Below are 26,964 nucleotides of genomic sequence, written 5' to 3' on the forward strand. Positions count from 1 at the left end.
TCAGCTTTCCACCCCCGCGGGATCTATTGGTGCTGTCTGCTCAACAGCAAAAGAGATATCGCGGTAATCTGCCTGGGCGCAGGTCTGCATAATCTGTTTGAGCAACTCATAGGGAACCTGCTCGTCACCCATAATGGTGACCGAGCGTCCCCTTTGTTTTTGCTCGTCGCTGAGTTCACCGGCGCGTTCGGCGCGGTACTCCAGTTCCTTCAAGAGGGGCTCGATATTTTCCTTACCAGCGTCAATATCGTTAATGCCTACGATCATGCGATCACCAACGAATAATTGCTGATTATTGACCCTCACGACCGTAGTAACTTCCGGCTTTTGCTGAGAAGTGGACTTGGGTAGCTTGATAGTTTTGTCTGTTTGCAAAACCTGTACATCGCTAGTGGAGTTCACCAACAGGAAAAATACCAGAATGGTGAAAATGTCCATTAGAGAAACCAGATTGAGCTTCGATTGCTGTCGTTTCTGTCGCTGACGCCGCTCCTGTAATTTGGCGGCTGCGTTAAGCATCATTTTATTTCCCCACTACGGTTGTTTGCTGGGGGGCATCGCCCAGGGAAATCTGTGGGAACAACTCGGCATCGACGACTGATGCGGCAACTACTGCTCGATAGCTGCGTGCGGTATCCATAGCTGCCACCAGGGTTTTATAGGATGTACCTTTTTCCGAGAGAATGACCAAGTCGTCTTTCTCGATGGATTTTTCCCTTAAGTTACGCTTTATCTGCTGCAATATCAGGGAAACCGTTTCCATATCTGGTTCGCCATCGGTATTCTCCACTCGCCTGACTAGTTGCCCGGCCGGGTAATTGATATCAACATGTGCGGTGCGTAATACCAGTTCCAACTGTCGATTTTCCTGTTCAGTTGCACTACTGCTTCCATCACTGATGCCAGGAAGATTGAGTTTTAAAACTGAAATATGGGAAAACACCATATTGAGCAGCAGTACAGGAACCAGGATAGTCATCAGGCTCATAAAAGAGGTGATGTCCAGCTCTGCTTCCTCATGTCCACGGCGACGAATATTTAATTTCAACATGGCGAGAGCCCTCAGGCATTCACTGCGCGCTGCTGTTCCGTTTTTTGTGGGCGGCCCATAGTCAACAGGTTTAGGAACTTTACTCCGGCCATCTGCAGGCTATCTACAATTTCATTGGTCTTGTTTTGTAGCATGGAATTAAATAGCAGAAGGGGAATTGCTGAGATAAGCCCGAATGCGGTGGTATTCATTGCTACGGAGATACTGGTAGATAACATAGTGGCTTTTTCCGCAGGGTCGGCAGCGGCTACAGCGGTGAACGCTGCGATAAGGCCCATAATGGTGCCTAACAAACCGAGTAGGGTAGCAATATTGGCCAGGGTAGCCAGGTAGTTGGTGCGCTTTTCCAGGCGCGGTACTGCTTCGAGGATGCCCTCTTCGATTGCCAATGCAATATTTTCCTCGCGCTTGGCGAATTGCAGGGTATTAATACCGGCGGCGGCAATGCGACCCATCGCGGCATCGTTGTCCCGGGCCAGTTGTAGTACATTTTGATAACTGCGTTTTTGCAGTAGCGGTAATACCTGCAGATAAGCGCGGCGATTGGCGCTCTTAGCGCGGGAAAGAAAAATCCAGCGTTCCACTACCATGGCGAGGCCGATAACCAGCACCAGGGCAATAGGATACATAAAAGGGCCGCCAGTCTGGAAAAAGCGCAATAACGCCTGAGTAAATTCCATGATGAGTGTCTCCACAGAAGTAAGTGTTTAATTAGCGATATTTTTTTGCCAAACGGCCATTCCATGGTCATTGGGCATGATGATGAATATTGTGGAGTCGGATGAGGGCTCTACAATAAACTCCTGATAAGTGAAATACCTGCGGAGGCTTATCCCTGCTCCACTGGAGTACTGAGTTTCAGCAAAAAAGCACGATTACATTAGTTTGTGGTGCTTTATGAGTATTATTATTTTTTTTATTCATTTTTTTCTTCAACAACCGGCTTGGCACTGAGCAATTGAATTTCCCGTTTGAATTCTGAGAGCTCCTGGTGCTTGAAAACGGTATTAAAATTTTGGGCCAGAGAACTATCAAGGCGCTGCAGGCTGTCGGCTTGCTTCCAAGGGATGATATACAGCACCTTAGGCTGTTCCTGACTACCGATTACCGTGGATTCCAGTGTGGTAATTTCATCCGCTCGGGCGGTGAAACCGGTGCATATTACGGACATTAGAATAATTAATTTATCTCGCATCAGAGTCTACGCTCCAGTTCTAATATCCAAGCGCTGAGTAATTTGTCTTCTTGTTCTCGACTGCTCTGGGCCAAACGGTATTGCTGTAATGCTTCTTCCGGCCTGTTTAGATAGAGGTCATAGAGAATACCCAGATTGCGGTGCGCATCGCTAAAGTCGGGCCAAAGGTTCAGCGCCTGCAGGTAGCACTGTTCGGCCTCTTCGAAACGGCCAGCGTCGCGCAGTAGGGCAGCCAACTGATTCCAGGCAAATACATTACCGTCATTGACCTCAATCGCCTTGCGAAAGCTATTTTCCGCATTCTCGGCCTGTTCACTTTTCTGCTGTACTATCCCGAGGTTTAGCCAGGGGCCAGAGAGCTCTGGCCAGCGTTCAATGACCTGCTGTAGCTGTTGCACTGCGGTTGAGCTATCTCCGTTGTTAAAGCTCTCGTGTGCCTGAGCCATAGCGACGCTGGCCTCTTTGGGAACCCGCTTGGTATCTGCCAAATAGGGGTTTTCCGTAATTACATGCTCAATTGAGGCGTCCTTCGGTTGAGCATTTTTGCTCAGCGGAAGGCTGCCACAGGCGCTGAGTGTCGCCAGAATCAGTAGTGTTGCTGTGAAGCGAAAAATACCACTGGGGCAATTGCGAAAATCAATGCAGTGCATGGCTCCACTCCAGGGTTGCTTCCGGTTTTTTATAGCGTGCGGGTAACAATTCGCCGAGTGAGGCAAAACTACGTTTGACCCAGTCGTCGTAAATTCCATCACTGGTGCGCTGAATATTGGCCTGATGCAGCTCTATAGCCTTTTCCTCGAAGGGGAAGGCCTGTTCTTCCAGTAGGATTTCGTACTGCTCCAACTCAAGGTCATTCAGGTTATTGGGGCGTTGAGATTCCATCAGGTCACGGCTGAGCTGTCGATAAACTTCAGCTAAACGGAAATTGGCCTGGGTGGTGAATTCCGCAATTTCCAGCTCGAGAACCTTGCGATAATCGGCCACGGTGGTTTTCATCGCGCGCTTTTTATTGGCGAGACTGGTTTTTAGCGGCAAGTGCAATTTTAATGAAGCGAATTTTTCATAGCTCTGCTCTGCCAATGCGCTTTGGGAATAGGCGGACAGGTAGCGGCCCCGAGGGGATTTTTCTGAATTTTTTGCTAATTGCTGTAGCCAATAATTCTGTTTATTAGGTTGATTGGTTTGCCCGTAGAGTTGCACTAACTGATATTGCGCTTCCAGACGTTGTTCAGCAGGCTTTGGCCAGAGCTTGTTGTAGTTACGGTAACTCTCAATGGCACCTTGATGCTCACCTGCTTTTTGCAAGCTTTCCGCCGCGAGGAATAAGGATTGGCGACGTACTTCTCGGTCGGGATCATTTTGTGCAAGTTGCAGTAATTCGCCGGCTGCAGCGGCAGGCATTTTCAAGGCTTCAAAAATAACTACTGCCTTGGCGGCGAGGGTAGGTGCCAGCTGATGTGCAGGATAGAAACTCCGGAAGTCTGCAAGTTCAGCACTGGCACGCTGCCACTGCTGTAATTCCATCAGGTAATTGATCGCGTCATACTGGGCGGTGGCTGCAATTTCGCTGCGTCCACTCTCCCTGATTCGCAGCAGGTGGTGCAACGCCTCCTCACTGGGAATCTCTCTGCCATCCTCGGTGAGTGCTGGTTGCGCAAGTGCCAACTCTGCCTGCCTATAGATGGAAAGTTGAAGTTGCTTGCGTGTGTCCTCGCGCAAATGGCTGTCCTTAGGCTGTATATTCAGCGCACGGGTATAGGCTTCTTCCGCAGCCATATAATCTTTCAATGAAAAGTGACTGTGAGCCAGGATCATCGCGATATTTAATTGCTGAGCCTTATTCACTGGTGGCTGCCACTGATCTACAGCTTGTGCAGCGGCAATAGCCTCGGCAAAACGTGACTGTTGTAGCAGCTTATCTGCGGCAGACAGTTGTACTGGTAAGGCTCTTTTATCCTGTGGCCAGCTCTGGGCAAATTTAAGGCTGGCCTCAATGTTGCGATCCAGCCACAGGATTTTTTGCTCGGCATCCTGGTCCGGTGTTTCTTTATGCACTTGTGCAGAGCTAAGAATGGCTGCATAACCAGCCTCCGCACCATGCTTCTTGTCTTGGTATTCCCAGGCTACCTGGCTGTATGCGCGCCAGGCTCCAGCGTAGTCGCCAGCCTGCTCGAGACATTCGGCCATCAGGAAGACCATTGGTGGAGTGCGGGGGTCCTGTGGAAAAGTCTGTGAAAACTGCCGGTAGAGTTCCGCTGCCGCTAGGTAAGCTTTGCGAGACTGAGCTTTGAGCTGCTGTTTTTGTTTACTTTTATTAGCCGGTGCCTTGCTTGCTAGCTGAGCAAGTTCCTGCGCGCGCGCGTGGTCAAATTGGGCTAACTCTTCAAGCCAGGGGCGCAGTGACTGTGCCAGGGCTTCGCGCTGACTTGCCTCTGCCTGCTGCCAATACTCACTGCGAATACCATAGCGCTGTACAAATTCCCGCTTGGTTGGAAGCACCTCATCGTGTAAGCCGCCATTTTGCAGTGTTTCAATAGCTTGCAAATGTAATGATGGCGCTTCAGTGCTATTGGGGTAGTGCTTAACAAAAGCCAGATAGGTATCCGCGCTGTTGCGGAATAACTCTTTCTCTCGATACCAATTGCCCAGAGCGCTGTACAGCAGGTGCTGATAACCTCGTGGTTTGCCATCGGGATTAAAGGACTCGATAGCTTCGGCACCGCCCAGGTAACTAAAATTCAGGGCCAGGCCACGAAGGCTATCCTCGCGCAGGCGCTTCTGGCCCAGAGGTAGTTCTGCTTCGCTGGCACGCTGCTGCAGAATATCCAGAGACTCGAGAAATATCTCCGTGGAACGGCGGTAATCGCTGGACTTAAACTCTGACCAGGCGAGCATATAGCGGGCATTATCGGAAAATGGACTTTCGCCCTTCTCCAGCAATGCGCGGAAGTCCCGTGCCGCTGCCGAATACTCCTTGCGATTGAAAGCCGCTTCGCCTCGGCGGAATAAAACCTCCTCCATAAACGGTGACTCAGGCGCGCCCTGGGCGATGCGCTCCAGTGCTTGCAGCGCGCCTGGCATTTCGCCATCCATAGCACGGGCTCGCGCCAGACGATAGAGAATATAGTCGTCTTGAGGGCTCTCTTTGGCGAGTGTCTGGTAGTGCTGCACCGCACTAGCAAAACCGACTGAAACTTCCGGGTTATCCGCCTGATGTTGCTCCAGTCGCTCCATTTCCAGATCGGCCAGGCGCAAACGAATCTGTGCGCGAATCTGCGGGTCTGGCTGGCTGGCCAGTGCTTGTTGATAGCTCTGCACGAGAGTGGCGAGATCAACCGATATCAACTCAGGGGGAGCTGATACAGGTTCTTCAGTGGAAGCCGCCGTGGCCGTGGGCAGGTCTGCAAGTGTCAGTGCGAACTGATTGCTGCAGGCGGTACTGATACAGCAGATAGCGGCAGTGAGCAGACGCAGGGAAAAGCTTCTGGAACCAAACCTATTCACTCTGCCCCCCTTCATTATCGGGCAATAGAGCTTCTGCAGTCTTTTCCTCAGTTATTTTCTCTACTGTGGCTTTGCCTTTTTCGTGAGTATTTTCGCCATCTTGCGTTTCCACCTGAGTATTTTTCTCAGGGTTTTTTGGCGGAGGCTGGCTGGCGGCCTCTAGCATGGAGGCATCCTGTAAGCGCGCGATAGCGAGGCGGGTGTGGGCCTGGTAACTGTGAATCCGCGACTGCTCTCGCTCCAGCTCAGCAATAATATCCCGGCGTAGGGCAGCCTCAACCTTTGAAGCCGTTTCGGCTATGGCTGCGCGTTGGCCGGATAATTGCGCCGCAGTGCTAGCCAGACGCTCTGTTAGCTGGGTCAATTGCGGTGCGCGGCCCACTTCTACAGAGGTTTTACCTAGTTGCTTCTTACCATCGCGTAAGCTGGATTCGAGTAGTTGCAGAGTTTTGCGCTGTTGCCACAAGCGGTGATGATACTGTTCGCTGGCTTGCCACAATAAAATGCCACGGGCTTTAGCCAGGGTCTCGCCCTGGTAGTCGGACCCCTTACCGTTACTGCGCAGCAGTTGATAGCGTTGCTCAGCGCCCTGCAGTATCTCCAGCATCTCGAATATCTCACTGTTATTTCCACCCTCCCCGTTGCTGGTAGCTTCGAGCAGAGTCAGTGCGTCACGCTCCCCCTCTATTTGGGCCAGGGCATCGTTGAGATTGCGGTAGTGTTGCTTGGCAATTTGCAGTTGCTGGTCAAACTCTGCGCTCTGGTACTGCCCGATGATGCCGGAGCGCCTTTGGTGGCGCTCTTCGATCAATGAATGCAATTGTGGAATTTTTTGTGACCAGTCATTGAGTACTCTATCCATCTGCTGCAGGTCACGCAGCTCCGACAGGCGCAGTTGGAATTGATCGCTCTGTAAAATGGGTAAGAGAAAATGCTGGTTGTCCCGCAGTAAGGGTGCGGCTTGAGCCAGTTGTAGCCAGCCGTAGCGTTGTGACTGGCTAAATTGACTGGCATCCGCCAGCGGTTCTGAAGACAGCTTCCGCTGTAAGTGCTGCAGCTGCTGCAATGTACTCTCGAAATATGTGGCTGCATCACTATAGGCGCTTAGGGCTTTATTGCGTTCAGCCTGCTTTTCATAGGCATAGGGCAGGGCGACCCTGGCCTCCCGTGCGGCGGGACTGTGTTGGTGTTCTGCCAATAAAAAACGCAGGGCATCTACCCCCTCCTGGTATTGCTCGCTGTTGATCGAAGACCAAGCGAGCCCGAGCAGAGCTTTGGTTGCCCAGGGGGTGTGCAGGCGCACTTGGGAAAATTCAGCTTGGGCCTGGGAAAACTGCTCAGACAATGCCATAGCGTAGCCAGCGCCGATATGCGCTTTGTCCGCGAGTATCAGGATATCCTCTGAGGGTTCATCCTGCTCAGTCGCCAGTGTGCTTGCGAAGCGATATTCCTCGGCGGCGGCAACTAACTCTCCTCTTCGGGCTAAGGCTGCGCCTAGATTGATATGCCCGAGTAGGCGCTCTGACAGCGGCAGATCGGCTCTTTTAAGGAATTCCTGGGCTGTGGAGATTTCTTCACTGCGCAAGGCCAGGTTAAGGGGGAGGGTGGATGAATCTATGGCTCCAGACTTTTCCAGATTTTTTGCCGCTAAGGAAAAGTCACCCTGCAAATAGTTCAGCTCTGCCAGTTTCAGCCAGGCTGCCTGGTGCAGTTTGGAATCTGTATCTTGGTTGCCGGTTTGAAGCTGTAGTTCGAAAAGTTCGGCAGCGCGCCGATGCAGACCAAAACTGAGGCTGATTCCCCCTTCGATCAACGCGGCACTGTCGCGGTGAACTTTAATTGAATCACGTTGCTTGGCGACAAGCAGGGTGCTGAGGGCATCGAAATTATTGCCTTGAAAGTACTCATACAGGGTTGCCCCGTAGGACATATCCTGGGCTTGGCGATATTTTTTGTCTTCGGATTGCGCCTTTTCCTGAGGCGCTGTTTCTTCCGAGGTAACTTCGGTCTCGGTGCCATAAGTAGGCAAACTGGCACCTAGCAAAGCGACACTAAGGGATATTATGCGGGAGAGAGGCCGGTAGCTCATGGGTAATCAGGGCGTGGGCCATTGAATGAGTTCAAAGTCCGGCTGTTGTTTGCCGGTTTTATCTGAGATGCGCAATTCGATAACAACGGGCTCATCGGTCTTTTCCAACGCTAGAGTAGCGCCCCGCTTATACTCGCGTCCCTCTGGTCCAAGACCGGTAAAGAAAGCGGAAATGGTGTAGTTACCAGATTTCAGGTTGCCTTTGTGCAGGGGTTGGATACCACCGCGTACAAGGGCACTGCGTTGGTGATCGGTATACAGATGGCTGGCTGTGAGTTTATTGTCGATATGTAATTTCACAGCGTCCAACTGAAAATAGTGACCGACATCCACAGAAACATAAAAAGCCACTTGGCTTTGTGCCGGGTAGAGCAGGTCTTCCTCCAGGATTAATAAATCCCGGTTTAACTTAATAACATCACGCTTTAGATTTTCCAGCTTTTCAGCAGAAAAAGACTCTTGCTGAGCCTGAGACGCTGCGCCTGTGAAGAGGGCGAGTGAGAAAATAAACAACTGGAGAACGCGTCCCATGGAAGGCCTTTCGCTTGCTTTTGGCTTTATTGTGTAATGGGCGCAAATTATGTCAGGGGCGCAGCTATCTGGTGTGATCCCGTTGGCAAATTTTTTACGACGTTGTAACGATTATTGTGGATTTGCCAGTCCCTGACTGAAGAACAGACGTTTGTTACTGTCGATAACCACTGCTTCAAATTGGGGCAGGCGATCAATGAGTGCCAATCCTTTTTTCTTACCCAGCACAAATACACTGGTGGAAAGTGGATCGGTATCAAAACCCCTTGGGCCGATAATACTGACACTGATTAATTTATCGCTGTCTCCAACAGCTGTGTCTGCGGGCTTTCCGGTATTTGGATTGAAAATATGATGTATACGCTCTTGCTGTTCATCAATAAAAAAGCGCTCGTAGTCACCGGAAGTTGAAATGGCAATGTCGCTCAGGGGGATTACTGCGGCACTTTTGCTTTTTTCTCGCGGGTGACGAATACCTACCAGCCAAGGTTCACCGCGTTTATCGCCTAGCATACGTGCATCGCCACCGGCGCTGACACTGGCACAGCAGACTTCAGCCTGTTCGAGAATTTGAATGGCTTTATCCACAGCATACCCTTTGGCAATTCCACCCAGGTCAATTTTTGTTTTGCTGTGACCAAAACGCAGGGTCTTGGACTTTTTATTCAAATGTAAGTGACGGTAGTTTAGCGCCTCAATTAGAGAGTCAGTAAGGGCGGAGTCTGCCTGTTTTTTGTTGCGGAAATCATAGTGTTTGCCGAGAGTAGCGTAGCTGATATCAAAGGCTCCATCGGTCAGGTGGCTGAACCAGAGAGACTTATCCACCAGAGAAAGCAGCTCATCGGAGATATTGACTGCGGTTTTGCCTGCCTCCCGATTAACGAGGGATAGTTCACTTTCTGGCTTGTAAGGTGACAACTGGTTATCTAAGCGATGGAATTCCGTCATCACCTTTTCGATCAGGTATTCAGCCTCACTGGCATTCTCGTGCCAGAGCTGAAGGCGGACTTCAGTGCCCATGATTGCACGCTCGGCATAATGCCATTCGGCCAATACTGGTGCCGCACAGAGGGCGGCACCACCTAAAAGGAAAGATCGAATAAAACGCAACATCTCGGTATCACATTATCTTATGGGGGCAAAAGCGGTCATGCTGTCCATGAGAGTCCCATTTCCGAGTCCATGGTTGGGGAAGAGGCTGGTAAAGTTACCCTGTTCGCCATGTAGGGCCAGGTAGTTCAACACTACAGTTTCCACCAATAGATTGACGTTGTTGGCGGCGGGGCTTGAAGATGTTTCCACGTCCCCGGAGGAACGCATATAACCCAGCTGCTGATGCCTTGCCTGCTCGTCGGCGCTGCCACCGAGTAATTGCGGACGCCCGGCGGGATTGTATACCAGGAAGAAAGAAGCAGCGGTTTGCTGATTGTCTCCGGTCCACACACCCTTGCCACGACCTTCGACAGAGTCGTCGATCATACCGTTGGAGAAAACCGAACCATCGCTGAAGACATAAATCATCAGTGGCTGGTTGCGACGTGCAGCATACTCCAGACAGGCGCCAATACAGCGGCCGGCACGCAGGTCGCGCATCTCACCGGTGGCGCGGTCGCCGGTATGGTAGTCGTAGCCGCCCATGGTGATAGTGCCGGCACCAGCATAGCCATTCACCACTAGTTTCATCGTTGAAGCGGTTTTGCGGAATTCTCCATCCCCACTCAGTTCAGCGCTGGTAAAAATACCGGAGGGACCGACAATATCCGGGTCTGCTTCGGGGTTTAGATCGGCGGGATTACCGAAGCGGTCCGCCAGGTCGGCGCTCTTCATATAACCGCAGCGCACCATATCCTTGATAATCGCATCGGCTCCCACGCGAGTGTTTACCTTACTCAGCTTGGCATCAGAAATACGGTACATGGATTCCATTACTGCAACCGTGTCTTCCTGGCTGAGCAGGCCCACCAGGTCGCCCACATCTACGAGGCCGGTTACATCAGAAGGTCTGTCCACTTTGGTGGGGCGAACTTCAGGGTTGATCATTGCCGACGGAGCCATGGAGTTACCACCGGAATCACTGGAGCGAGAGCCGATCAGGGCCAGTAGGGAACCATTGGCCCCGGCCTTGTTGATTCCGTACATGGGGTTATGGGGGTTATTGCCGGTATCGTTTTCCGAGCGTGCCGGGATCACCGCACCGTTGGTAGCGGTAGCAGTGCCGGAGCTCACTTTTTCCAAGATACCGCGCAACATGCCGCTGTCGCTATGGAAAGCAAGGCCCAGGTCGGTGTTAACAAACCCTTCTCCGGCTGAGGGGATCATATCGCCCGGCAGACCCTGCTTGTTGTAGCCGGCCGTGCCGAGAAAATCCATCTGACCACCCTGTTTGCCTACCAATACATTGGAGCCGGCGATATTGGCTCCACCGGCGAGGTCGAAACAAATAAATGGAATTTTCTCGGCACCTTTAGCGCTTACCCCACAGATGCCACGTAGTTTTTCTAAATCGTCGGATAGTTCCGCATGGGCATTACGTGGATTGGCGAACATGCTGAATACCGAGCCGCCGAGGATGGTAGCCATGCCCGTACGAAAACCCTGGCCGAGAAAATCGCGTCGGCTTACCGGGCGATGGTGGTCCGGGTGGCGTAGGGGTTGGTCCAGCTCAAAATGTTTTTTCTTGCTCATAGTCTTTGCGGATTCTTTATCCGATGTGCCGGTAAATTATTTTTTGAATTTTTAGCAGATTGTTAAAATTTTTTTCGACAATCTTGTCTAGGCTGTGATTAATTTTCCCAGGTACGATGCTTAAAACCGTACCTGGGTGCCAGCCCGTTTTTTTAATCAGTGAATCAGGATCATAGCGCTGCCCATGGCAGCGGCGCATACCGCCTTGACCGTGGTTTCGGTGCGATCTGATGCACAGTTATTCCCGCAATCGGTCATAGTGTTAATGAGTCGATTCAACTCATCTTCCAACCCTTGTATTTCAAACTTTCCATCCTGATCTAAATCCTGGTCAAATAAAGGGGGTGCACTAGCGAGCTGTGAATGACTACCGTCGTGCCAGGTCATTTCGTGACCGAGTAAGTTCTGTTTCAGTGGATCGATAATTAGTGCTCGTTTACTAGCGCTGTCAAAAGCTGTATTAGCGGGAGCATTAAAATCAAAACCTGGGAAATAACTTCCGCGCGCATTGGAATCCACCAGGGTGCTGCAGTATTTCACGGCAAGTTGGGTGATACCCATTTGTTGTGCAGCCAGGAATCCGCTGATATCACTGGAGACAGGTAGCTGGCGCTTCACGGCTTCCCAGGTTTCCATCACATCCGGGTGGGCGCTGGAAATGCCGGTGGCGTGAGAGAGGCTGGCGTTAATCTGCTCGAAGCGGCGCAGGCCAATACGCGGTTGGGCCTCCAGGTCTGCTGGCTCCGGTGGTGCGGCAGGTGTGGGCTCTACACGAGTAAAGCTAGCGTTGCCGATACGCTCGAAAGTAAGGAAAAACTCATCTTCCAGGGGGCCTTTATCGAGGGTAATGATAGTGCCAAGCCTCGACAGCTTCTGGCCTTGCAGGGGCACATAACTATCATCGATTTCGGCGGATAATTTAGCCCAAGACTGGCCCACTTCCGCTTCGCGACCATTAATACCGATACGCATGCCTTCGATAGCGATACCTTTCGGATCGACACTTTCATCCAGGCTGATAAAGGTAGGTTCACTGAACAGGTAGGCATAGTTGTCGAACTGCTGAACGGTAAACATTACGTAGCTTTCGGCAATGCCGGTGTGTTCTTCAACTTTAAACAGCAGGAAGTATTTTTCTCCGACACCTACTTCATAGTTGGTGGCAACATCCTCGGCAGAGAGTGCGCGAGAGTGAATCGCCAGCATGCGGATAGAACCCTGCCAGCTATTTCCGTTACTTACTTCACTACCAACCGCTAGGGCAAAGGTGTCGTCCCATGTGCTCAAAAGCCCCGCTTCGCTGGGGTCCATTTCCCCAGTATCTGCGCCGTTTACAAAGAGTTTACGGCCGTTGATCGGGTCAAAGGTCGCGACCACGTGCTGCAAACTCGCCTGTACCAGCTGGTCTGCATCATCAGTCATCAGAGCTGGCATTCCATCCGCATCGGTACTGTCACTGCGGTTCTGGAATATGTAGCTGTACTGCGCCTGGCCTAGGGTGAGGTTGCGAATATCGTCACCGCCGGAATAGGTAACCAAACGTGCGGGACCTTCCTGGGTGACATTGGCTGGTGCAGCCCAAACCTCAATAGAGTATTCGCCGGTGGCAGTGAGAGTTTCGTATAACTTACGGCTGGTTGCCGTAGCGCCCTGGGCTTTACCACCTTTAAGCTGCAAACCCCAGGACTCAATCCACTCCACATCGCCTGAAAGAGCCAAATCAATGGCTGGATTTACCCCGGAAGTGTCATAAGCCGTAGTGCCACTACCGGTTTTAAATTCATATAGGGCGATTGCATTATTTTCTATACGGCCACCACTGCTGGCGACAATACCATCGGTGAGAAGCAGAGCCTTACTAAGGATCCAATTCGGATTGACTTCAGTAGGGGCAATGCTGTCGGCAAAGGCTTGGATAGCCGCCGTCATTTCCGCTGCGTTGCTGGAGCAGTTATCCCAGCAATTGTGAAATTCACTACCCAGGCGTACAGAGAAGCGTGAATCCGCAGGGGTATCCAGGTTCATTTTGCTTTTCGCCGCCTCGTAGGCGAGATCCACATCAGAGCTAGCAAAGTAGGGTTTTTGTGTGAGCGCGGCATCTTCGCTGTGGCAACTGGCACAGTAGTTACGCAATACTGGGTAAACGGTAGTGCCGAAGTTACTACTGGAGACAGGGAAGCTCTTGCTCGCGCCCACATCGCGTTCAATTGGGGCAGTTAGTGTGACTGTATTACTGAGACCGCCGCTGGCTCGAGCCCATTCTTCAATATAGTTGGTAATAATTTCAGCGCAGGCATCGTCGCTGGAGAGCCAACAGTTGTGCCCGCCGCCCACTTTGGTTACCAGGCGTGACTCTTCCGGGAGGCTTAGGTTTACCAGTTCACGACCTTCATCGTAAGCTGCATTAATATCGTCACCACGTACGAAATGGGGGCTCTGCGCGCCCTCTACGTGGCAACTACCACAGCGATTCTGTTCGGCCAGGTTATCCCAGATATAGCGCTTGTACTGTTTGACATCTTCAGTTTCCGGTGCTGGGCCTGAATAGCTGGTGCCGTTATTGGATTGGTTCGTATTTGGCTGCTCTTCTGTATCTTTGCCACTGCCGCCACTACAGGCGGCAAGGAATGCTGCTGTACATAAAAGGGTAGATATTTGCAGGTTCTTAAAAATTTTCATTGTTATTAATCTCCCGCGCAATAAACCGCAGTATCGGCGTATACCTGCTTCAGTTTGTAACCGGAGCTGCTGAAGTTGTTAGTGATGGCTTCTATACGTGCACGATCATTGGCATCTTCAGGATCACGCAAACACACCTGGCGAAATACTTTAGTGACTTGGCAGCTGGCGAAAGCACGACTGTTAGCCAACTCCTCACCGAGAGACTTTGCCCCATTACCGCTACCGGATAGGGCACTATTCCATCCAAGATGCAGGTTGGGGCCCTCACGCCAATAGTTGTCCCAGCGATCGTCGGGAAGCTGGTATCCGTGGGGAAAGTTTGCCGCATTAATATGGTTTTTAGCTTTCACGCGACTGCCGGTTTCCGGATCTGTATCCCCTGCACCGTTGTAGTCGAGTGCCCCGTTGTTGCCCTCTGGGTCATTGTCTGCATCGTAGACATAATCGTAATAGGCGAAGGCTTGGGCCATAGGGTCCATACCGCTGTGACAGCTGACGCAGTTGTTTTGAAATACCCGGCTATCCCCCCCTGGACTGCGACTGACATCCTGGCGAATTCGATCCGGTGAACGTGTGCTGTCTTGCACCTGCTCCATATCCCGGCACATATGGTTGAGCATGGTAAAACGGAACATGGCGCGGTTGGTGCCAGCACTAAAAAAGGCCTTTGCTGCGGCACGACTGGTAATCACACCGGCAGTAGCATCGGCCGGAAGTCCATTAAGGGAAGACTGACTTTGTCTGGTGAGATTTTCTTTCAGGGAATAACCACCAGCTTCCAGAGCTTCGTAGTGATTATTGTTGCTGGTACTGTAACTTGGCAGCCCGGAGACATTTCCGGTATACAGAATATTTGCTGACAGTAATTGGCGAAAATCCATATCGTCCCGGACCATACCAATAACGGTTGCGCTGTAATCATTTAACGGCGCAAACACATCCTGTTCCTCGTTAGTCCAAGGTGTGGCCAGATTTTTCAGGGTCACATTGTAAAAGTCATCGTGTTGCATTGCCGTATAGGCAGCACTGGCAGGATCGCCATTGGCGATGTCCTCGGCCATATCCAGCAATACACTTTCAGAGGGAATTGTGCCGGTGATACGGCTGTGAATTTGCAGAGCCTGATCCTGAGGGGCCGCAAGGGCTGGGGCACTCCAAAGGCCGGCCCCGATTATTGCGCCTACCACTGTGAGCTGGATCACACGCGCTCGAGACGAATTATTTTTCATTGGTTTATTTTGTCGATGGGGTCAGTGGGGTATGTCAAGGCATACTAAAAGCGAATTTCAGGACTGTCAGAATGACTTTTAATATTTGCGTCCCAGTTGGCAAACTTTTTGTGCGCAACTTGCGAGAATTACCCTCGGCGGCAAAAACCGCACACAGAAATAATGAAGGGCCTTCTGCAAATATTACCGGCATGTTGCTGGTGCCTATGCTGGGTAGAAAAAATAATGAAATCTTTGCGTGCAGTGCCACTACTACTGTTGGTGGCTGCTTGTAGTGGTGGTGGCGGTTCCTCTAGTAGTGGGGAGCAGGCGGAAGATCCTGTAGTGGTGGATTACCCTATTGCCTTCGTGCGTCGCCAGCTTAATAAGGATGATGAAGGAGCCCTAGAGCAAGATAACCAATACCAGCCCCAGGATTTTTTCCCCGGTGCTGAACTGATTCTGAAAGATCGTGCTACAGCAAGTGCTGCAGAGACAGTAATTACCGCAGAAATTTTTACCGGTGATTACGATGTTAAAGATCTCAATACCTCCGCAGATGGACAGCGTTTGGTATTTGCCATGCGCGCACCAGAATTAGAAAATGTTGATGACGATGAACAGCCTACCTGGAATATTTGGTTATATGATCTTGAAACCAAGGAGCTGAAAAGAGTCATACAGTCCGATCTGATTGCGGAGGAAGGGCAGGATGTTGCCCCGGCATTTTTGCCAGATGGGCGTATTGTATTTTCCTCTAGTCGCCAGCGTCGTGCCCGCGCTTTGTTATTGGATGATAATAAGCCACAGTTTTCTGCCCTGACAGATGATCAGGATGAGCCCGCTTTTGTTTTACATGTGATGGAGGCGGATGGCAGTGATATTCGTCAGATCTCTTTCAATCAGAGCCACGATCTCAATCCCACAGTACTGAATAATGGACGTATCCTGTTTAATCGTTGGGATAATGCCGCCGGTGTAGACCGCTTAAGCCTGTATACCATTAAACCGGATGGTAGTGACTTATCTTTTCATTATGGTTATCACAGCCAAGAGACCGGCACTGAAAATTCACTAGCCACTTTCTCCAGGCCGCGTGAAATGCCTGATGGCCGTTTACTGGTCAACCTACGTTCGCCTTCGGGAGTAAGTTATGGCGGCGATCTGGTGGCTATTGATGGAATAAATTACAGCGAAGCCTATAGTGAAGCCGGCGGTGAGGGGGATCTGGTTGGTCAGGCCTCTATCGCCTTTGCTGAGGTCACAACTGATGGAACCCTCTCTCCCCATGGCACATTCTCCACAGCTTGGCCTTTCTACGATGGTACCAGCAGGTTGTTGGTATCTTGGAGTGAATGCCGCATTGTGGAGGAAGAGACGGAACTGCTACGTCCCTGCCCAGAAAATTTAGGGGAAGAAGAGGAACCGGTATTAGCTGATCCTCTTTACGGCCTGTGGATTTATGACTACGTGGCCGGTACTCAACTACCCATTATCGTCGCGGAAGAGGGTGAAATGATTTCCGAGGGGGTGACACTGGAGCCCCGCACGGAGCCGGCTTATATTCCCGACCCAATTCCTGGAATAGACGTAGATGGCGATCTAGTGCAGGAATCTGTGGGCATTTTGGATATCCGTAGTGTCTACGATTTTGATGGTGAGGATATAGCGGGAATAGAAACTCTCGCTGATCCTGCTATGACTACTGCCGATGAGCGTCCCGCACGTTTTCTCCGTATTGTAAAAGCTGTAGCGATCCCAGATGACGACACCCTGGACTTTGACGGTTCGGCTTTTGGTCGCAATCGCAGTCAGGGTATGCGTGAAATCCTGGGCTATACGCCTATTCAACCGGATGGTTCGGTACGGGTCAAAATACCTGCCGATACTCCCTTTGCAATTTCAGTGATAGATGCCGAGGGTAAGAGAATTTTTGAACAACACAATAACTGGTTACAGTTACGACCCGGTGAGGTACGCAGCTGTGTGGGCTGCCATACCAGTGAGAGTGAAGTGGTTCATGGTCGCGTTGATATGGAGCTGGAATCTGCCTGGAGTGGGGCTCCTACTTCAGCGGCGCCATTTATAAATACCGAGCCTGCATTACTGGCGGAAATGGGTGAAACCATGGCGCAGTTATTGGCTCGGATTGTTGGAGAAGCTGGATTAAAAGGTGATATACACTTTTCTGATGTCTGGACCGATCCAGCAGTTCGCGTTAAAGACACTGATATTTCTCTGGCTTACGCTGATTTATTGACTGAAATCCCCGCTCCATTAGCCTGCCTGGATAATTGGGGGAGCAATTGCCGCAGTGTTATTCATTACGAGCAGCACATTCAGCCAATCTGGGATCTGCCACGTCAAGTTGTGGATAATGCCGGTACGGTAATTAGTGATAATACCTGCACTGCTTGTCATTCGCCGGTAGATGCCGCTGGTGCTACACGAGTTCCCGCCGCGCAGCTGGATCTGACCGCAAGCGCGTCTTCTGTGAACGATGCTTGGTTTACCTCCTATGCTGAACTACTAGTTGATAGCCCGATATTGGATCTTGTCGGTGGAATTTTAACTCCACGGCTGAGGCAGGAGACGGATAATCAGGGCAACCCGGTATTTGAAACCGATGAAGATGGTAACTTGATTCTCGATGCCAATGGAAATCCTATACCGGTGATGATCGTTGTAACTACTTCTTCTGTCATGGCTGAAACTGCTGCAGAAAGTGCTTTTTTTCCTATCTTTTCGACCGGTGGTGCGCATACGGGACTCTTAAATCCGGCTGAACTACGTTTAATTGCAGAGTGGCTGGATATCGGCGCTCAGTACTATAACGATCCTTTTGCGGCACCGGCTGACTGATCCATGTCTATTTTAAAGAATTATCTTTTTATTTTCCTGCTGTTCGGAGTCAACTTCCTTTCTTCCTTTGTATTTGCAGAGGAAGTTGGCGAAACACAATCGATCGAGAGTCTGAGAGTCGGTGAATCTTCGGGAGATGTCTCTGAGGGATTCCTCACGGTAGAGGAAAAATCAGAAGCGGTAATTCCCACTGCGATCAATGTGGTGAGCAAGATACCGGATGACGCAGAGCAAGTTACCGTTGGTAACGCATTTATCAATATGTATCGAGGCCCTGGCCGCGGTTATCCGATTTTTCATGTGGCTGAATATGGTGAAAAAATTTGGCTGCTTAAACGCCGCACCGATTGGGTAAAGGTATTGGCTGCGCACAATAAGACTGGCTGGGTACGAGTTGCGGATTTGCAAAACATTTATGGTGAGGAGGGTGAGCTGGTGCGGGTTTCCCTTCCCGATTTTAGAAATGTGCAGGCGGGTTTCTTTTATCTGGGCTTATCCTATGGCGATTTTGCCGGAGCTAATTCCTTGGCGACAAGAATCGGTTACCAATTTACCTCTAATTTAGCTACCGAATTGCGTGCTACTCAGGCTGTTGGTGAATTTTCAGATAGCCAGGTTTATCAAATGGCAATACTGCATCAGCCGTTCCCGCGTTGGCGATTATCCCCCTATTTTCTACTTGGTGCTGGTCTAAATATCACATCACCTAACGCAACCATTATTGCTACGGAAGATCGTCAGGACACAGTAATGCTGGCAGGCATAGGCATAAAAACGTATCTATCGCGCCGCTTTGCCATAAAAGCGGAATACACAAACCACTACCTGCTCACCTCGCGGGAAAATAATCAGGAGATAGTCGAGTGGAAACTTGGTTTCGACGTATATCTGTAGGCACTGCAACCCTATCCGCGCTGTTTAGTGCTCAGGCCTGTGTCGCCCAGCAAGGTGAAGACGTTATTGCAGATATTGTCGTCTCAGACTTGGAGCGCCGAGAGGTACGTGATGCACTGATCGACAGTGAAAATATTGAATTGGGCATCTTTGCCGGAGTGATCAATGTAGAAGACTTTGGATCTAATGCCCTATATGGCACCTCTGTTTCCTACCATATTACTGAAGATATTTTTATGGAAGGCACCTATGCGCAAACTGAGTTGGGTGAATCCAGCTTTGAGCGTTTAAGTGGTGCTGCTCCTCTGTTGACCGATGAGCAACGGGAACTCAGCTATTACAATTTCTCTCTGGGTTGGAATATTTTTCAAGGAGAGTACTTCATTTCAGATGATTGGGCATTCAATACAGATTTTTATCTGGTGAGTGGTGCCGGCAATACCTCTTTTGCAGATGAAGAGCATTTTACCTACAACTTTGGTGCTGGAGTGCGCTTGTTGGCCAATGATTGGTTGGCATTACGCTTTGATGTACGTGATCACGTATTTGAACATGAATTATTTGGGGAGGCACAATCCACTCATAATTTGTCAACCCAATTAGGTTTTACTGTATTTTTCTAGTTTTTTAAAAGAATAGTCAATAAGGATTTTTAATATGTTACGACTCGTTGCTGCTTTTATATTACTAATATCGTCGATAGGTATTAGTGCCGCAGAACCCTCCCGAGATTTTACGCTGGCTTCTAACCAAGGCGCGAACCTGCGCCTGGCGGAGCAGCGCGGTGAAGTAATTATGCTAAATTTCTGGGCTTCCTGGTGTGGGCCATGCCGCCAGGAAATGCCTTTATTAGATCAGTTGCACGAGCGTTATTCCGCTGCTGGATTCCAGGTTTGGGGCGTAAACGTAGATGCACATCGATCTGATGCAGAGAAATTACTGGGAAAAATACCGGTGGACTTCCCCATCTTATTCGATAGCACCAGTGAGGTGAGCAAAATGTACGGTATTGATGCTATGCCGAGTACTGTTTTTATCGACAGAGATGGCAATGTTCGCCATATCCATAAAGGCTATCGCGATGGCGATGAGGCAGCTTATAAGAAAATCATTAAGGAATTAATCCGGGAGTAATAGAATGTTGCGCTACTTGTTGCCGCTGTTGGCGGTATCGCTATTCAGTGGCTGCACAGTAACGCCCTGGGTGGCTCCTTATGAGCGTCAATATCTGGCGGACCCGATTATGGGTTTTGAGAGAGATCCAGTCGCCGCCAGTTATATGAACCATGTTTATGAAGCCCGCGAAGCGGCCAGGGGAGCCGAAGGTGGTAGTGGAGGCGGATGTGGTTGTAACTAAGTTGTTACGTTATTTCTTTACAGTAGGGTTATTTTTGCCTACTTACGCTTTTGCTGCCGTGTTACCTGAGGAGCGAGCTGATAATCTGTACCATGCCTATAGTGGTGGAGGGGTGACCATTGATGGCCCTTCAGTGTTAATTCGTAAGAATATCGGCAACAATATTTCCTTTTCTGCTAATTACTATGTGGATATGATTTCTGGGGCCTCTATTGATGTTGAGGCAACCGCGAGTGAATATTCTGAGCAACGAGATCAATATTCCCTCGGTGCAGACTACTTGGTAGATAAAACAACAATTAGTGTTGGTTATACCAATAGCTCGGAGAATGATTATGAAGCAGAAACAGTTGCTTTTGGTATCAGCCAGGGATTCTTTGGCGACCTAAGTACTATTGATCTTCGTGTTAGCTATGGTAGCGATGATGTATATCGAAACGGTGATGAAAATTTTGCTGATGAAGCAGAGCATCGTCGCTATGCTCTCAGTTGGAACCAGATACTTTCACAAAAGTTGATTGCTGAAGTGGGCGTTGAGACGGTCTCCGACGAGGGATTTCTCAATAACCCTTACCGCAGTGTACGCTACTTGGACCCAGCTTCTGGTACTGGGTTTAGTTACCAGCCTGAACTCTACCCAAGAACACGCAACAGTGATGCCGTTTCTATCCGGGCTAAATATCGGCTGCCTTACCGTGCATCATTAAAAGGGGAATATCGCCGCTATGCGGATAGCTGGGGAATAACGGCGGATAATGTCGAGTTCCGTTACACCCACCCACTGAAAGAGCGTGATGAATGGATTTTTGAAGGTAAGATACGCTATTACCAACAAACCAGTGCCGATTTTTATAGCGACTTATTTCCCTATCTGAACGCCACTAATTTTCGCGCGCGAGATAAGGAGATGAGTAACTTTACCACCTTGGCCTTTGGTTTGGGGGTTTCCTATGAGCTACCGCAGCGTTGGTCTTTATTCAATCGAAAGAATAACATCAGTTTCTACTGGGATCATATTCTATTTGACTACGAGGATTTCCTCGATGTTACGGTGCATGGTGATAGTACGGCTATTACTCCGGGAAGTGAACCTGCCTATAGTTTCTCTGCGAATGTTATTCGTCTCTTCTGGACTGTGCGCATTTGATATTTTAAAACCCCCTCAATGGGAGAGTATGCTCCCCCATTGAGGATAGTGGTTGAATTTGGAAGAAAAGAGCCAATTACTGATCATCGGCTCGATGAATATCGTAATCCTTTATTACTGTGGCAATCCGTATCCGGTAGTGATCAAAGAAACTGACTCTACCCAATTTCTGAGCTTCCCGATGTTGGTTCTGGCACTTCCAGGATTGTACGGCTTGCTCGTCCCGCCAAAAAGAAAGTGAGAGAAAGTTGTCTGGGTTGTGGAGGCTCTGGAATCTCTCCACCGAGATAAATCCATCTATATTTTTGAGATACTTTCTCAGTTCCCGGGCCTTGGAAAAGTAGACTTCTTTGCTGTCATTTTTAGGTTTAACTTCAAAAATTACCGCGATCACCAGTTTATCCTCCCCTCAAGCGTATATAAGTAGATGGAACTGCTGTGAGGAATGAGCGCTTTTCCTCCAGGATAAATTGTTGATTTTGAGCAAATAGAAAATTGTCATGGCCACCTTCCGATGATTTCAGTCGTATTCTATATTTCTCATAGCTCGCCAGACTATCGAAGCTAATCAGGCCAAATGCACGGTTATTGGTGCCTTCATAGGGTAGAAAATAGCCTATTAGCTCTCCTCCACATTCAGGGATAATTTTGCCCCAGTTCTCCGCATACTGTCTAAATTCATAGAGCTGATAGGGATTAATACGATACTCGATAAAACAGGTGATCGTCATAGGTTTTGCCTCTGTTTGAAATTCATTGCATTCTATGACACTAATTTTTTTATGCTTCGATCTACAACGAACTATCTGGTGTGTCTATGGAGCCTGATATATCTCTGGTGGCGGGTTTGATTGGTGATAAGACTCGCTCGAAAATGCTAATGGCACTGATGGGTGGCAAAGCCCTGACGGCAACTGAGTTGGCCTGTGAAGCTGATATCAGTGCTCAGACAGCGAGTACGCATTTATCCAAACTCACCGAAGGGGGTTTACTGGTGGTGCGTAAACAAGGGCGTCATAAGTATTTTCAATTGCGCGATTATGAGGTAGCAGAGTTACTAGAGAAACTACTAAATATCAGTAGTGCTCCGGTGCAAGGAAGTATTGATACTGGTCCTAAAGACCCCGATGTTAGGAAAGCTCGAATTTGTTACGATCACCTGGCAGGAAGTCTCGGCGTAGCCCTATACGACTCTCTAATGGCAGAAAGTGTCATCATCGAAGAGTTTCAGAGTGCGAAATTGACTGAAAACGGCAAGAAATTTTTCCGTAATCTAGGTGTTGATATTGGTGGATTGAAAAATAATCGGCGTCCATTATGCAAGTCTTGTCTAGACTGGAGTGAGAGACGCAATCATCTGGCTGGCACCCTGGGTCAATGGATATTAGAGGATGCATTTCGAAAAAAATGGGCACGAAGGAGGGTGGATTCTCGTGTGATCGATTTCTCGAGCCTTGGGCTTAAGAAATTCCTGCATAACTATCGAATATCATTTGATTGTTGAATCTTGGTGCAGGCGGTAAGTGGGTATATTAACCGCCTATTAAATTATAAATTTAATGCTATTTTGAATGGCGGCTCTTTAAGACCTTGTTTCATATATTGTTGGAGCTCTATTTTTTATTGGTGATGACCTCTAGCGAATAAATAAGTTAATTTACCTTATAGGTTATTCCTGTGAATAGAAGAGTACCCAAAAAAATCGCTTTTATTGGTTCCAGTTCTATCTATGGTCGAGGTGATACCGAGTTGGGCGGTTTCGTGCAAAGGATTCGTTTCCGCTTCGAACCTTTGAATCCCAAAAACCTAGTCTACGCCCTGGGAATATTTGGTGAAAATGTTGTATCGCTTACTCAGCGGGTATCATTGGAACTTTCTGTGAGAAGGCCACATTTAATAGGGCTTTACCCCGGTTTTAATGATATTTGTCGCATTGGTGGGGCAGAAGCACAGAATACGGTAACTCTAGACTTTTTTCGTCAAGCGATGTTAGAGCTACTGCAAGCATCTAATTCGATTGCCCCCAGCTTTGTAATGACGGGTATTCCTTTCGATGAGCAGAGAACAACGCCTTATCGTGAAAGTGATAGTTATTTCTTTCGTAAAGATGCACAGCTTTATAGTCAGGTGATGAGAGAAGTTGCTTTTAGTAAGGGAGTCCCTGTGCTGGATTTTGAAAGTTTATGGTGCGCACTTGAGATTATTCCACTGCTTTCTGAGGATGGTCTCCATGCTAACCCGGCTGGGCATCAGTTACTTTGTGAGCAAACCTGGGATTTTATTTCGAGAAATTATTTATAGAACGCCTACTTTGATTAGATATGCGTTGAGGTTCTTTCAACGGTTTATATCTGATCGATATTTTTAATTTTTGTTGCGAAATTTCCATTGTCGCCTAAGAATGTTGAAGAAATTTGATAAAAGGAAGTATGAGGTGGATAGATGGGAAACAATAAAGTCACCAGTAATTTGGAATCGTTGAAAGCTCTATCTGAGGCAGCGCGGTGTGCTGAGGAGTATATTTCTGGTATTCGAGAACAAAGAGTCAGCCCATCATCTTTGGAGTTGGCTGAGTTGGAAAGATTAAACTCCTCCCTGCCTAACAAGGGGCAGGATGCTCAGCAAGTGATTGCAGATCTCCATCATTACGCCTCCCCCGCCACTGTGGCGAGTACCGGTGGTCGCTTTTTTGGTTTGGTGGTTGGAGGTTCCACACCTGCGGCAATGGGGGCCTCTATTTTGAATGCAGCCTGGGATCAGGTAGCGGTACTCGAATCATCGGCACCATCGGCCATTTACTTGGAGCGAATAGCCGCCCAGTGGCTGCTGCAATTATTAGCGTTGCCAGAAGAAAGTAGTGTTGGATTTACCACTGGTTCCTCTATGGCAAACATGGTGTGTTTGGCTGCAGCGCGCAACCGTCAATATGAGAGAATGGATATTGATTTGGCGAGAACGGGGCTCGCCGGAGCCCCACCGCTGAGGATTGTCGTCTCTGCAGAATCACATGTCACAGTGCATAAAGCCCTTTCGATTCTCGGTATTGGCAAGGATCAATTGGTGAAGGCTCCTTGTGACAATCAGGGCCGTGTGCGGGTGGACACTTTTCCCGAGCTGGATGAAACCACCATCGTGTGCTTGCAGGCAGGTAACGTGAACTCTGGTCATTTCGACCCCTTTAAAGAAATTATCCCGATGGCCAGGACGGCCGGGGCCTGGGTACATGTAGATGGCGCCTTTGGCTTGTGGGCGGCGGCATCACCCAAGCAGCGGCACCTGACTGCGGGAGTGGCGTTAGCGGACTCCTGGGCGGTGGATGGGCACAAATGGCTAAATACACCCTACGACTGTGGTCTTGCTATCTGTCGTGAAGCCCAGACGGTACACCGTGTTATGACTACTCAGGCGCCATATTTACAGGCTGGGGTCCAGGTGCCACCGAAGGATATGGTTCCCGAATTTTCTCGCCGTGCCCGAGGTGTTGAGGTCTGGGCGGCAATTCAGGAGATGGGCAGCGAGGGGGTGGCCGCTCTGGTGGAGCGGTGCTGTGGATTTGCCCGTCAGTTTGCTGATGGACTGGACAAATTAGGCTTTGAAATTCTCAATGAGGTAGTGCTGAATCAGGTAGTGGCCAGTATCAATGATGAATCCGCTTTGCAACAGATTGTGCGTATAGTGCAGGAGGAGGGTGTGTGCTGGTTTGGTACTACTGTGTGGCAGGGTAGAGTGGCGTTACGTCTCAGTGTCTCGTCCTGGGCAACTTCGGCAGAGGATATTGCTTTGTCACTGGATTCTATTCGCCGAGCAATGGAACAGGTGCTTGAGGCCAAGTGATTCTAATTCCCGCTTGGAGAGATCAACTTTTGGGCGTTGCCACTCTGTGCGGTGGCAATACTGACTAAGCGCTGTGCTCGTTTTCCCTAGAGGATTCAGAACTCCACTGCTGAATGCAGTCTATCCTTCTGGTTGGCCCATGAATTTTAAAGTGGGCTGAACTGAGAACATTGGCGCATGGAGCAGATGAGCGATTACCCAAGAGCACTGGAAATCACCTTCGATTCGGTGCGCAATGTTGGCTTGGCTGCAGCCTTGCTGGGGGCCGCAGCGGTGATTATTCAGGCTCCCTCTCTTGCATTTAATCTCAATTGGTTGGCCTATACCGAAGCGGCACTGCTGGCTGGCTTATCTGCAGTATTGCAGTTATTAAATCTTGGCGCCTGGTTTCTGTCTATGCGTCGTCTGGGCTATAACCGGTTTTGGCTTACCCTGGCCGGTGGCCTATTTATGATTTTATTGATGCACTTTTATGTGGCTGTTGCTTCGACCAGTCTTAAAGGGCTGACTTTCACTTCGATGAATTGATCCTTTATCAGATCACACCGTTTTTATAGACAAGCAGCACGGGCCAGGGAGACCCTGTCGTGAGTATGACATTCTGGATTGTTTTAATACTTTTACTGATTTTTGTTTGGTTACTGGGGATCGCTTTTTTTAGCCCAAATCTGAACCGTAATGAATTGTCCAATTTTTCCTACAACCAGTTGGCTTTTGCCGATGGTTTCTCGGTGAATTATCGGGAAGTTGGCAGGGAGGGGCGTCCGTTGTTGTTGTGCTTTCACGGTGGTGGTGATTCCTTAGGGGGTTGGGGAGAGTGGGCAAAAGTTTTGGCTAGGGATTACCACCTGATATTGGTGGATCTCCCTGGCCATGGGCTCACAGATCCCTTGCCGGGGGGCACCTATACCCCCAAACACCTGGCGGATTTTATTGGGCGCTTCATTGAGACAATGGGCTTAGAAAAGTTTGTGTTGGTTGGCCATTCCTTTGGAGGCAACGCAGTATTGCGATACCTGATTGAACATCCCGATGCTGCAGAGGCTGCCATCTTGATTGCACCGGGTGGCTACCAATGTAGCAAGGGGTTGGAAATGCCTCCAGCTATGGCACGATTTGTACTTAGTCACTGGGGGCGACGCTTTGTCTCTCATCTGGGTAGCCGTGGGTTGCTTAGAAGAATGTTAAAAACACGGTTTTTCTACAACCCAGCGGCGCTGCCTGAAAAAATGGTGGAACGTATCTACCTCCTCTCCCGTTATAAAAAAAACCGGGGAACAGTTCTTAATTTGGTGGCTAATGCCACTGTAAATTTTCAACCACTTAACGGTCTTGAAAATATCAAGACTCCCACTCTGTTTATTTGGGGTGCGGATGACCACATTATTCCCTTGGAGGTGGGTCGCTATTTTTCAGGTAAAATATCTGGCAGTCAATTGATAGCTTATGAAAATATTGGGCATATGGTTCATGTTGAAAATGCAAAAATCAGTGCCGATGATGCAATTAAATTTATCAAAGGGCTGTAGTGATTTTTTCTAAAGTGAAAAACAACAAAAAATTTAGTGGGTGCCTACCTGGAATTTATATTTATTTTAATGGTAGATTAAATATCCACTTGGATTGTTTGCCTGCTGAAGTTCAGTTTTTGATAAGAATAAATAAAAAGTTAAAGGTGAAATATATTTGTACTAGCTGCTGGCAATGTTGGAATTGGCGAAAGTTCTTCAGTTAATCCTATTAATTTTCCCCCGTCGCAATATGGCCCAAGACTTGGATTGGCTCAGTAAAGTATTGGTGCTATGAAAGCTATGGATATGTTTAGGATGGTGAATTTTGTCATGCGGAGACACGTGGTTATTAGGCACCGCTTTGTCATGGGGGAATCCGCTATGCGGGCTGTACTGTGGCGGAAGGCGATAATA

The 26,964-nt window shown here is 49.2% G+C and carries 25 protein-coding genes; 11 read left to right on the top strand and 14 right to left on the bottom strand.

Features of this window, described 5'->3' with window-relative positions:
* From ACJJIV_RS12415 to ACJJIV_RS12470, 12 genes are all read right to left on the bottom strand, one after another.
* Entirely contained in the window at positions 1–522 is a 522-nt protein-coding gene (locus tag ACJJIV_RS12415; protein ID WP_444887456.1) for an ExbD/TolR family protein, read from the bottom strand.
* 1 nt (position 523) lies between these two features.
* Positions 524–1,051 carry an ExbD/TolR family protein gene (locus ACJJIV_RS12420; RefSeq protein WP_252083687.1) on the bottom strand — a complete coding sequence of 176 codons (528 nt, stop codon included), beginning with the start codon at positions 1,049–1,051 and terminating at the stop codon, positions 524–526.
* A gap of 11 nt (positions 1,052–1,062) precedes the next feature.
* Positions 1,063–1,731 carry a MotA/TolQ/ExbB proton channel family protein gene (locus tag ACJJIV_RS12425; RefSeq protein ID WP_252083686.1) on the bottom strand — a complete coding sequence of 223 codons (669 nt, stop codon included), beginning with the start codon at positions 1,729–1,731 and terminating at the stop codon, positions 1,063–1,065.
* A gap of 236 nt (positions 1,732–1,967) precedes the next feature.
* Positions 1,968–2,246 carry a hypothetical protein gene (locus ACJJIV_RS12430; protein WP_444889149.1) on the bottom strand — a complete coding sequence of 93 codons (279 nt, stop codon included), beginning with the start codon at positions 2,244–2,246 and terminating at the stop codon, positions 1,968–1,970.
* Positions 2,246–2,896, bottom strand: a complete 651-nt coding sequence (locus ACJJIV_RS12435) for a tetratricopeptide repeat protein (RefSeq protein WP_444889150.1) — start codon at positions 2,894–2,896, stop codon at positions 2,246–2,248. The genes ACJJIV_RS12430 and ACJJIV_RS12435 overlap by 1 nt, the downstream gene beginning before the upstream one ends.
* The gene (locus ACJJIV_RS12440; protein ID WP_444889151.1) at positions 2,883–5,750 is read right to left on the bottom strand and encodes a tetratricopeptide repeat protein; all 2,868 of its coding nucleotides are present in this window, start codon (positions 5,748–5,750) and stop codon (positions 2,883–2,885) included. The genes ACJJIV_RS12435 and ACJJIV_RS12440 overlap by 14 nt, the downstream gene beginning before the upstream one ends.
* Positions 5,743–7,839 (bottom strand): tetratricopeptide repeat protein, encoded by a 2,097-nt coding sequence (locus ACJJIV_RS12445; RefSeq protein WP_444889152.1) that lies wholly within the window; start codon positions 7,837–7,839, stop codon positions 5,743–5,745. Before ACJJIV_RS12445 ends, ACJJIV_RS12440 begins: the two co-directional genes overlap by 8 nt.
* Positions 7,840–7,845: 6 nt before the next feature.
* Positions 7,846–8,370, bottom strand: a complete 525-nt coding sequence (locus tag ACJJIV_RS12450; protein WP_444887451.1) for an AraC family transcriptional regulator — start codon at positions 8,368–8,370, stop codon at positions 7,846–7,848.
* Positions 8,371–8,481: 111 nt separating this feature from the next.
* Positions 8,482–9,483, bottom strand: a complete 1,002-nt coding sequence (locus ACJJIV_RS12455) for an FAD:protein FMN transferase (RefSeq protein WP_444889153.1) — start codon at positions 9,481–9,483, stop codon at positions 8,482–8,484.
* A 12-nt stretch (positions 9,484–9,495) separates the two neighbouring features.
* Positions 9,496–11,055, bottom strand: a complete 1,560-nt coding sequence (locus ACJJIV_RS12460) for a hypothetical protein (protein ID WP_444889154.1) — start codon at positions 11,053–11,055, stop codon at positions 9,496–9,498.
* 156 nt (positions 11,056–11,211) lie between these two features.
* Positions 11,212–13,734, bottom strand: a complete 2,523-nt coding sequence (locus ACJJIV_RS12465; protein WP_444889155.1) for a LamG domain-containing protein — start codon at positions 13,732–13,734, stop codon at positions 11,212–11,214.
* A gap of 5 nt (positions 13,735–13,739) precedes the next feature.
* Positions 13,740–14,966 carry a hypothetical protein gene (locus tag ACJJIV_RS12470; RefSeq protein WP_252083677.1) on the bottom strand — a complete coding sequence of 409 codons (1,227 nt, stop codon included), beginning with the start codon at positions 14,964–14,966 and terminating at the stop codon, positions 13,740–13,742.
* A gap of 225 nt (positions 14,967–15,191) precedes the next feature.
* Between ACJJIV_RS12470 and ACJJIV_RS12475 the strand changes: the two genes are divergently transcribed.
* From ACJJIV_RS12475 to ACJJIV_RS12500, 6 genes are read left to right on the top strand one after another with little or no spacing between them, the layout of a single operon-like run.
* Positions 15,192–17,807 (top strand): HzsA-related protein, encoded by a 2,616-nt coding sequence (locus ACJJIV_RS12475; RefSeq protein ID WP_444889156.1) that lies wholly within the window; start codon positions 15,192–15,194, stop codon positions 17,805–17,807.
* Between the two features lie 3 nt (positions 17,808–17,810).
* The gene (locus ACJJIV_RS12480; protein ID WP_444889157.1) at positions 17,811–18,701 is read left to right on the top strand and encodes an SH3 domain-containing protein; all 891 of its coding nucleotides are present in this window, start codon (positions 17,811–17,813) and stop codon (positions 18,699–18,701) included.
* Positions 18,671–19,324, top strand: a complete 654-nt coding sequence (locus tag ACJJIV_RS12485) for an outer membrane beta-barrel domain-containing protein (protein WP_252083674.1) — start codon at positions 18,671–18,673, stop codon at positions 19,322–19,324. The genes ACJJIV_RS12480 and ACJJIV_RS12485 overlap by 31 nt, the downstream gene beginning before the upstream one ends.
* A 34-nt stretch (positions 19,325–19,358) precedes the next feature.
* Positions 19,359–19,835 (top strand): TlpA family protein disulfide reductase, encoded by a 477-nt coding sequence (locus tag ACJJIV_RS12490; RefSeq protein ID WP_444883052.1) that lies wholly within the window; start codon positions 19,359–19,361, stop codon positions 19,833–19,835.
* Between the two features lie 4 nt (positions 19,836–19,839).
* Complete coding sequence (locus ACJJIV_RS12495) at positions 19,840–20,058, top strand: DUF4266 domain-containing protein (RefSeq protein ID WP_020414172.1); 219 nt, start codon at positions 19,840–19,842, stop codon at positions 20,056–20,058.
* Entirely contained in the window at positions 20,045–21,205 is a 1,161-nt protein-coding gene (locus tag ACJJIV_RS12500; protein ID WP_444889158.1) for a DUF3570 domain-containing protein, read from the top strand. Before ACJJIV_RS12495 ends, ACJJIV_RS12500 begins: the two co-directional genes overlap by 14 nt.
* A gap of 76 nt (positions 21,206–21,281) precedes the next feature.
* Here the strand turns inward: ACJJIV_RS12500 and ACJJIV_RS12505 are convergent, their stop codons facing one another.
* Together ACJJIV_RS12505 and ACJJIV_RS12510 are read right to left on the bottom strand one after the other, a co-directional pair.
* A complete protein-coding gene (locus tag ACJJIV_RS12505; protein WP_444889159.1) occupies positions 21,282–21,599 on the bottom strand; it encodes an antibiotic biosynthesis monooxygenase family protein in 318 nt (105 codons plus the stop codon).
* A 4-nt stretch (positions 21,600–21,603) separates the two neighbouring features.
* A complete protein-coding gene (locus ACJJIV_RS12510; RefSeq protein ID WP_444889160.1) occupies positions 21,604–21,936 on the bottom strand; it encodes an NIPSNAP family protein in 333 nt (110 codons plus the stop codon).
* 86 nt (positions 21,937–22,022) lie between these two features.
* On the opposite strand from ACJJIV_RS12510, the gene ACJJIV_RS12515 reads away from it, so the two are divergent.
* From ACJJIV_RS12515 to ACJJIV_RS12535, 5 genes are all read left to right on the top strand, one after another.
* Positions 22,023–22,709: an ArsR/SmtB family transcription factor gene (locus ACJJIV_RS12515; RefSeq protein WP_444889161.1), complete on the top strand. Its 687-nt coding sequence runs from the start codon at positions 22,023–22,025 to the stop codon at positions 22,707–22,709.
* Between the two features lie 173 nt (positions 22,710–22,882).
* Positions 22,883–23,506, top strand: coding sequence for a GDSL-type esterase/lipase family protein (locus ACJJIV_RS12520; protein ID WP_444889162.1), 624 nt, complete (start codon positions 22,883–22,885; stop codon positions 23,504–23,506).
* A gap of 141 nt (positions 23,507–23,647) precedes the next feature.
* Positions 23,648–25,039 carry a pyridoxal phosphate-dependent decarboxylase family protein gene (locus tag ACJJIV_RS12525; protein WP_444889163.1) on the top strand — a complete coding sequence of 464 codons (1,392 nt, stop codon included), beginning with the start codon at positions 23,648–23,650 and terminating at the stop codon, positions 25,037–25,039.
* Between the two features lie 177 nt (positions 25,040–25,216).
* Positions 25,217–25,567: a hypothetical protein gene (locus ACJJIV_RS12530; RefSeq protein ID WP_444889164.1), complete on the top strand. Its 351-nt coding sequence runs from the start codon at positions 25,217–25,219 to the stop codon at positions 25,565–25,567.
* A 65-nt stretch (positions 25,568–25,632) separates the two neighbouring features.
* On the top strand, positions 25,633–26,568 hold the full coding sequence (locus tag ACJJIV_RS12535; RefSeq protein ID WP_444891716.1) for an alpha/beta fold hydrolase: 936 nt from the start codon (positions 25,633–25,635) through the stop codon (positions 26,566–26,568).
* Positions 26,569–26,964 lie beyond the last annotated feature (396 nt).

Source organism: Microbulbifer mixtoriginis (SeqCode) (genome assembly GCF_052466765.1).

What these genes read in the sequence shown, in the direction of transcription:
- ACJJIV_RS12535 (WP_444891716.1), top strand. Translation starts at nt 25,633, where the DNA reads ATGACATTCTGGATTGTTTTAATACTTTTACTGATTTTTGTTTGGTTA.
- ACJJIV_RS12425 (WP_252083686.1), bottom strand. Translation starts at nt 1,731, where the DNA reads ATGGAATTTACTCAGGCGTTATTGCGCTTTTTCCAGACTGGCGGCCCT.
- ACJJIV_RS12510 (WP_444889160.1), bottom strand. Translation starts at nt 21,936, where the DNA reads ATGACGATCACCTGTTTTATCGAGTATCGTATTAATCCCTATCAGCTC.
- ACJJIV_RS12450 (WP_444887451.1), bottom strand. Translation starts at nt 8,370, where the DNA reads ATGGGACGCGTTCTCCAGTTGTTTATTTTCTCACTCGCCCTCTTCACA.
- ACJJIV_RS12420 (WP_252083687.1), bottom strand. Translation starts at nt 1,051, where the DNA reads ATGTTGAAATTAAATATTCGTCGCCGTGGACATGAGGAAGCAGAGCTG.
- ACJJIV_RS12470 (WP_252083677.1), bottom strand. Translation starts at nt 14,966, where the DNA reads ATGAAAAATAATTCGTCTCGAGCGCGTGTGATCCAGCTCACAGTGGTA.
- ACJJIV_RS12480 (WP_444889157.1), top strand. Translation starts at nt 17,811, where the DNA reads ATGTCTATTTTAAAGAATTATCTTTTTATTTTCCTGCTGTTCGGAGTC.
- ACJJIV_RS12460 (WP_444889154.1), bottom strand. Translation starts at nt 11,055, where the DNA reads ATGAGCAAGAAAAAACATTTTGAGCTGGACCAACCCCTACGCCACCCG.
- ACJJIV_RS12475 (WP_444889156.1), top strand. Translation starts at nt 15,192, where the DNA reads ATGAAATCTTTGCGTGCAGTGCCACTACTACTGTTGGTGGCTGCTTGT.
- ACJJIV_RS12495 (WP_020414172.1), top strand. Translation starts at nt 19,840, where the DNA reads ATGTTGCGCTACTTGTTGCCGCTGTTGGCGGTATCGCTATTCAGTGGC.
- ACJJIV_RS12465 (WP_444889155.1), bottom strand. Translation starts at nt 13,734, where the DNA reads ATGAAAATTTTTAAGAACCTGCAAATATCTACCCTTTTATGTACAGCA.
- ACJJIV_RS12515 (WP_444889161.1), top strand. Translation starts at nt 22,023, where the DNA reads ATGGAGCCTGATATATCTCTGGTGGCGGGTTTGATTGGTGATAAGACT.
- ACJJIV_RS12530 (WP_444889164.1), top strand. Translation starts at nt 25,217, where the DNA reads ATGGAGCAGATGAGCGATTACCCAAGAGCACTGGAAATCACCTTCGAT.
- ACJJIV_RS12435 (WP_444889150.1), bottom strand. Translation starts at nt 2,896, where the DNA reads ATGCACTGCATTGATTTTCGCAATTGCCCCAGTGGTATTTTTCGCTTC.
- ACJJIV_RS12445 (WP_444889152.1), bottom strand. Translation starts at nt 7,839, where the DNA reads ATGAGCTACCGGCCTCTCTCCCGCATAATATCCCTTAGTGTCGCTTTG.
- ACJJIV_RS12455 (WP_444889153.1), bottom strand. Translation starts at nt 9,483, where the DNA reads ATGTTGCGTTTTATTCGATCTTTCCTTTTAGGTGGTGCCGCCCTCTGT.
- ACJJIV_RS12415 (WP_444887456.1), bottom strand. Translation starts at nt 522, where the DNA reads ATGATGCTTAACGCAGCCGCCAAATTACAGGAGCGGCGTCAGCGACAG.
- ACJJIV_RS12490 (WP_444883052.1), top strand. Translation starts at nt 19,359, where the DNA reads ATGTTACGACTCGTTGCTGCTTTTATATTACTAATATCGTCGATAGGT.
- ACJJIV_RS12430 (WP_444889149.1), bottom strand. Translation starts at nt 2,246, where the DNA reads ATGCGAGATAAATTAATTATTCTAATGTCCGTAATATGCACCGGTTTC.
- ACJJIV_RS12525 (WP_444889163.1), top strand. Translation starts at nt 23,648, where the DNA reads ATGGGAAACAATAAAGTCACCAGTAATTTGGAATCGTTGAAAGCTCTA.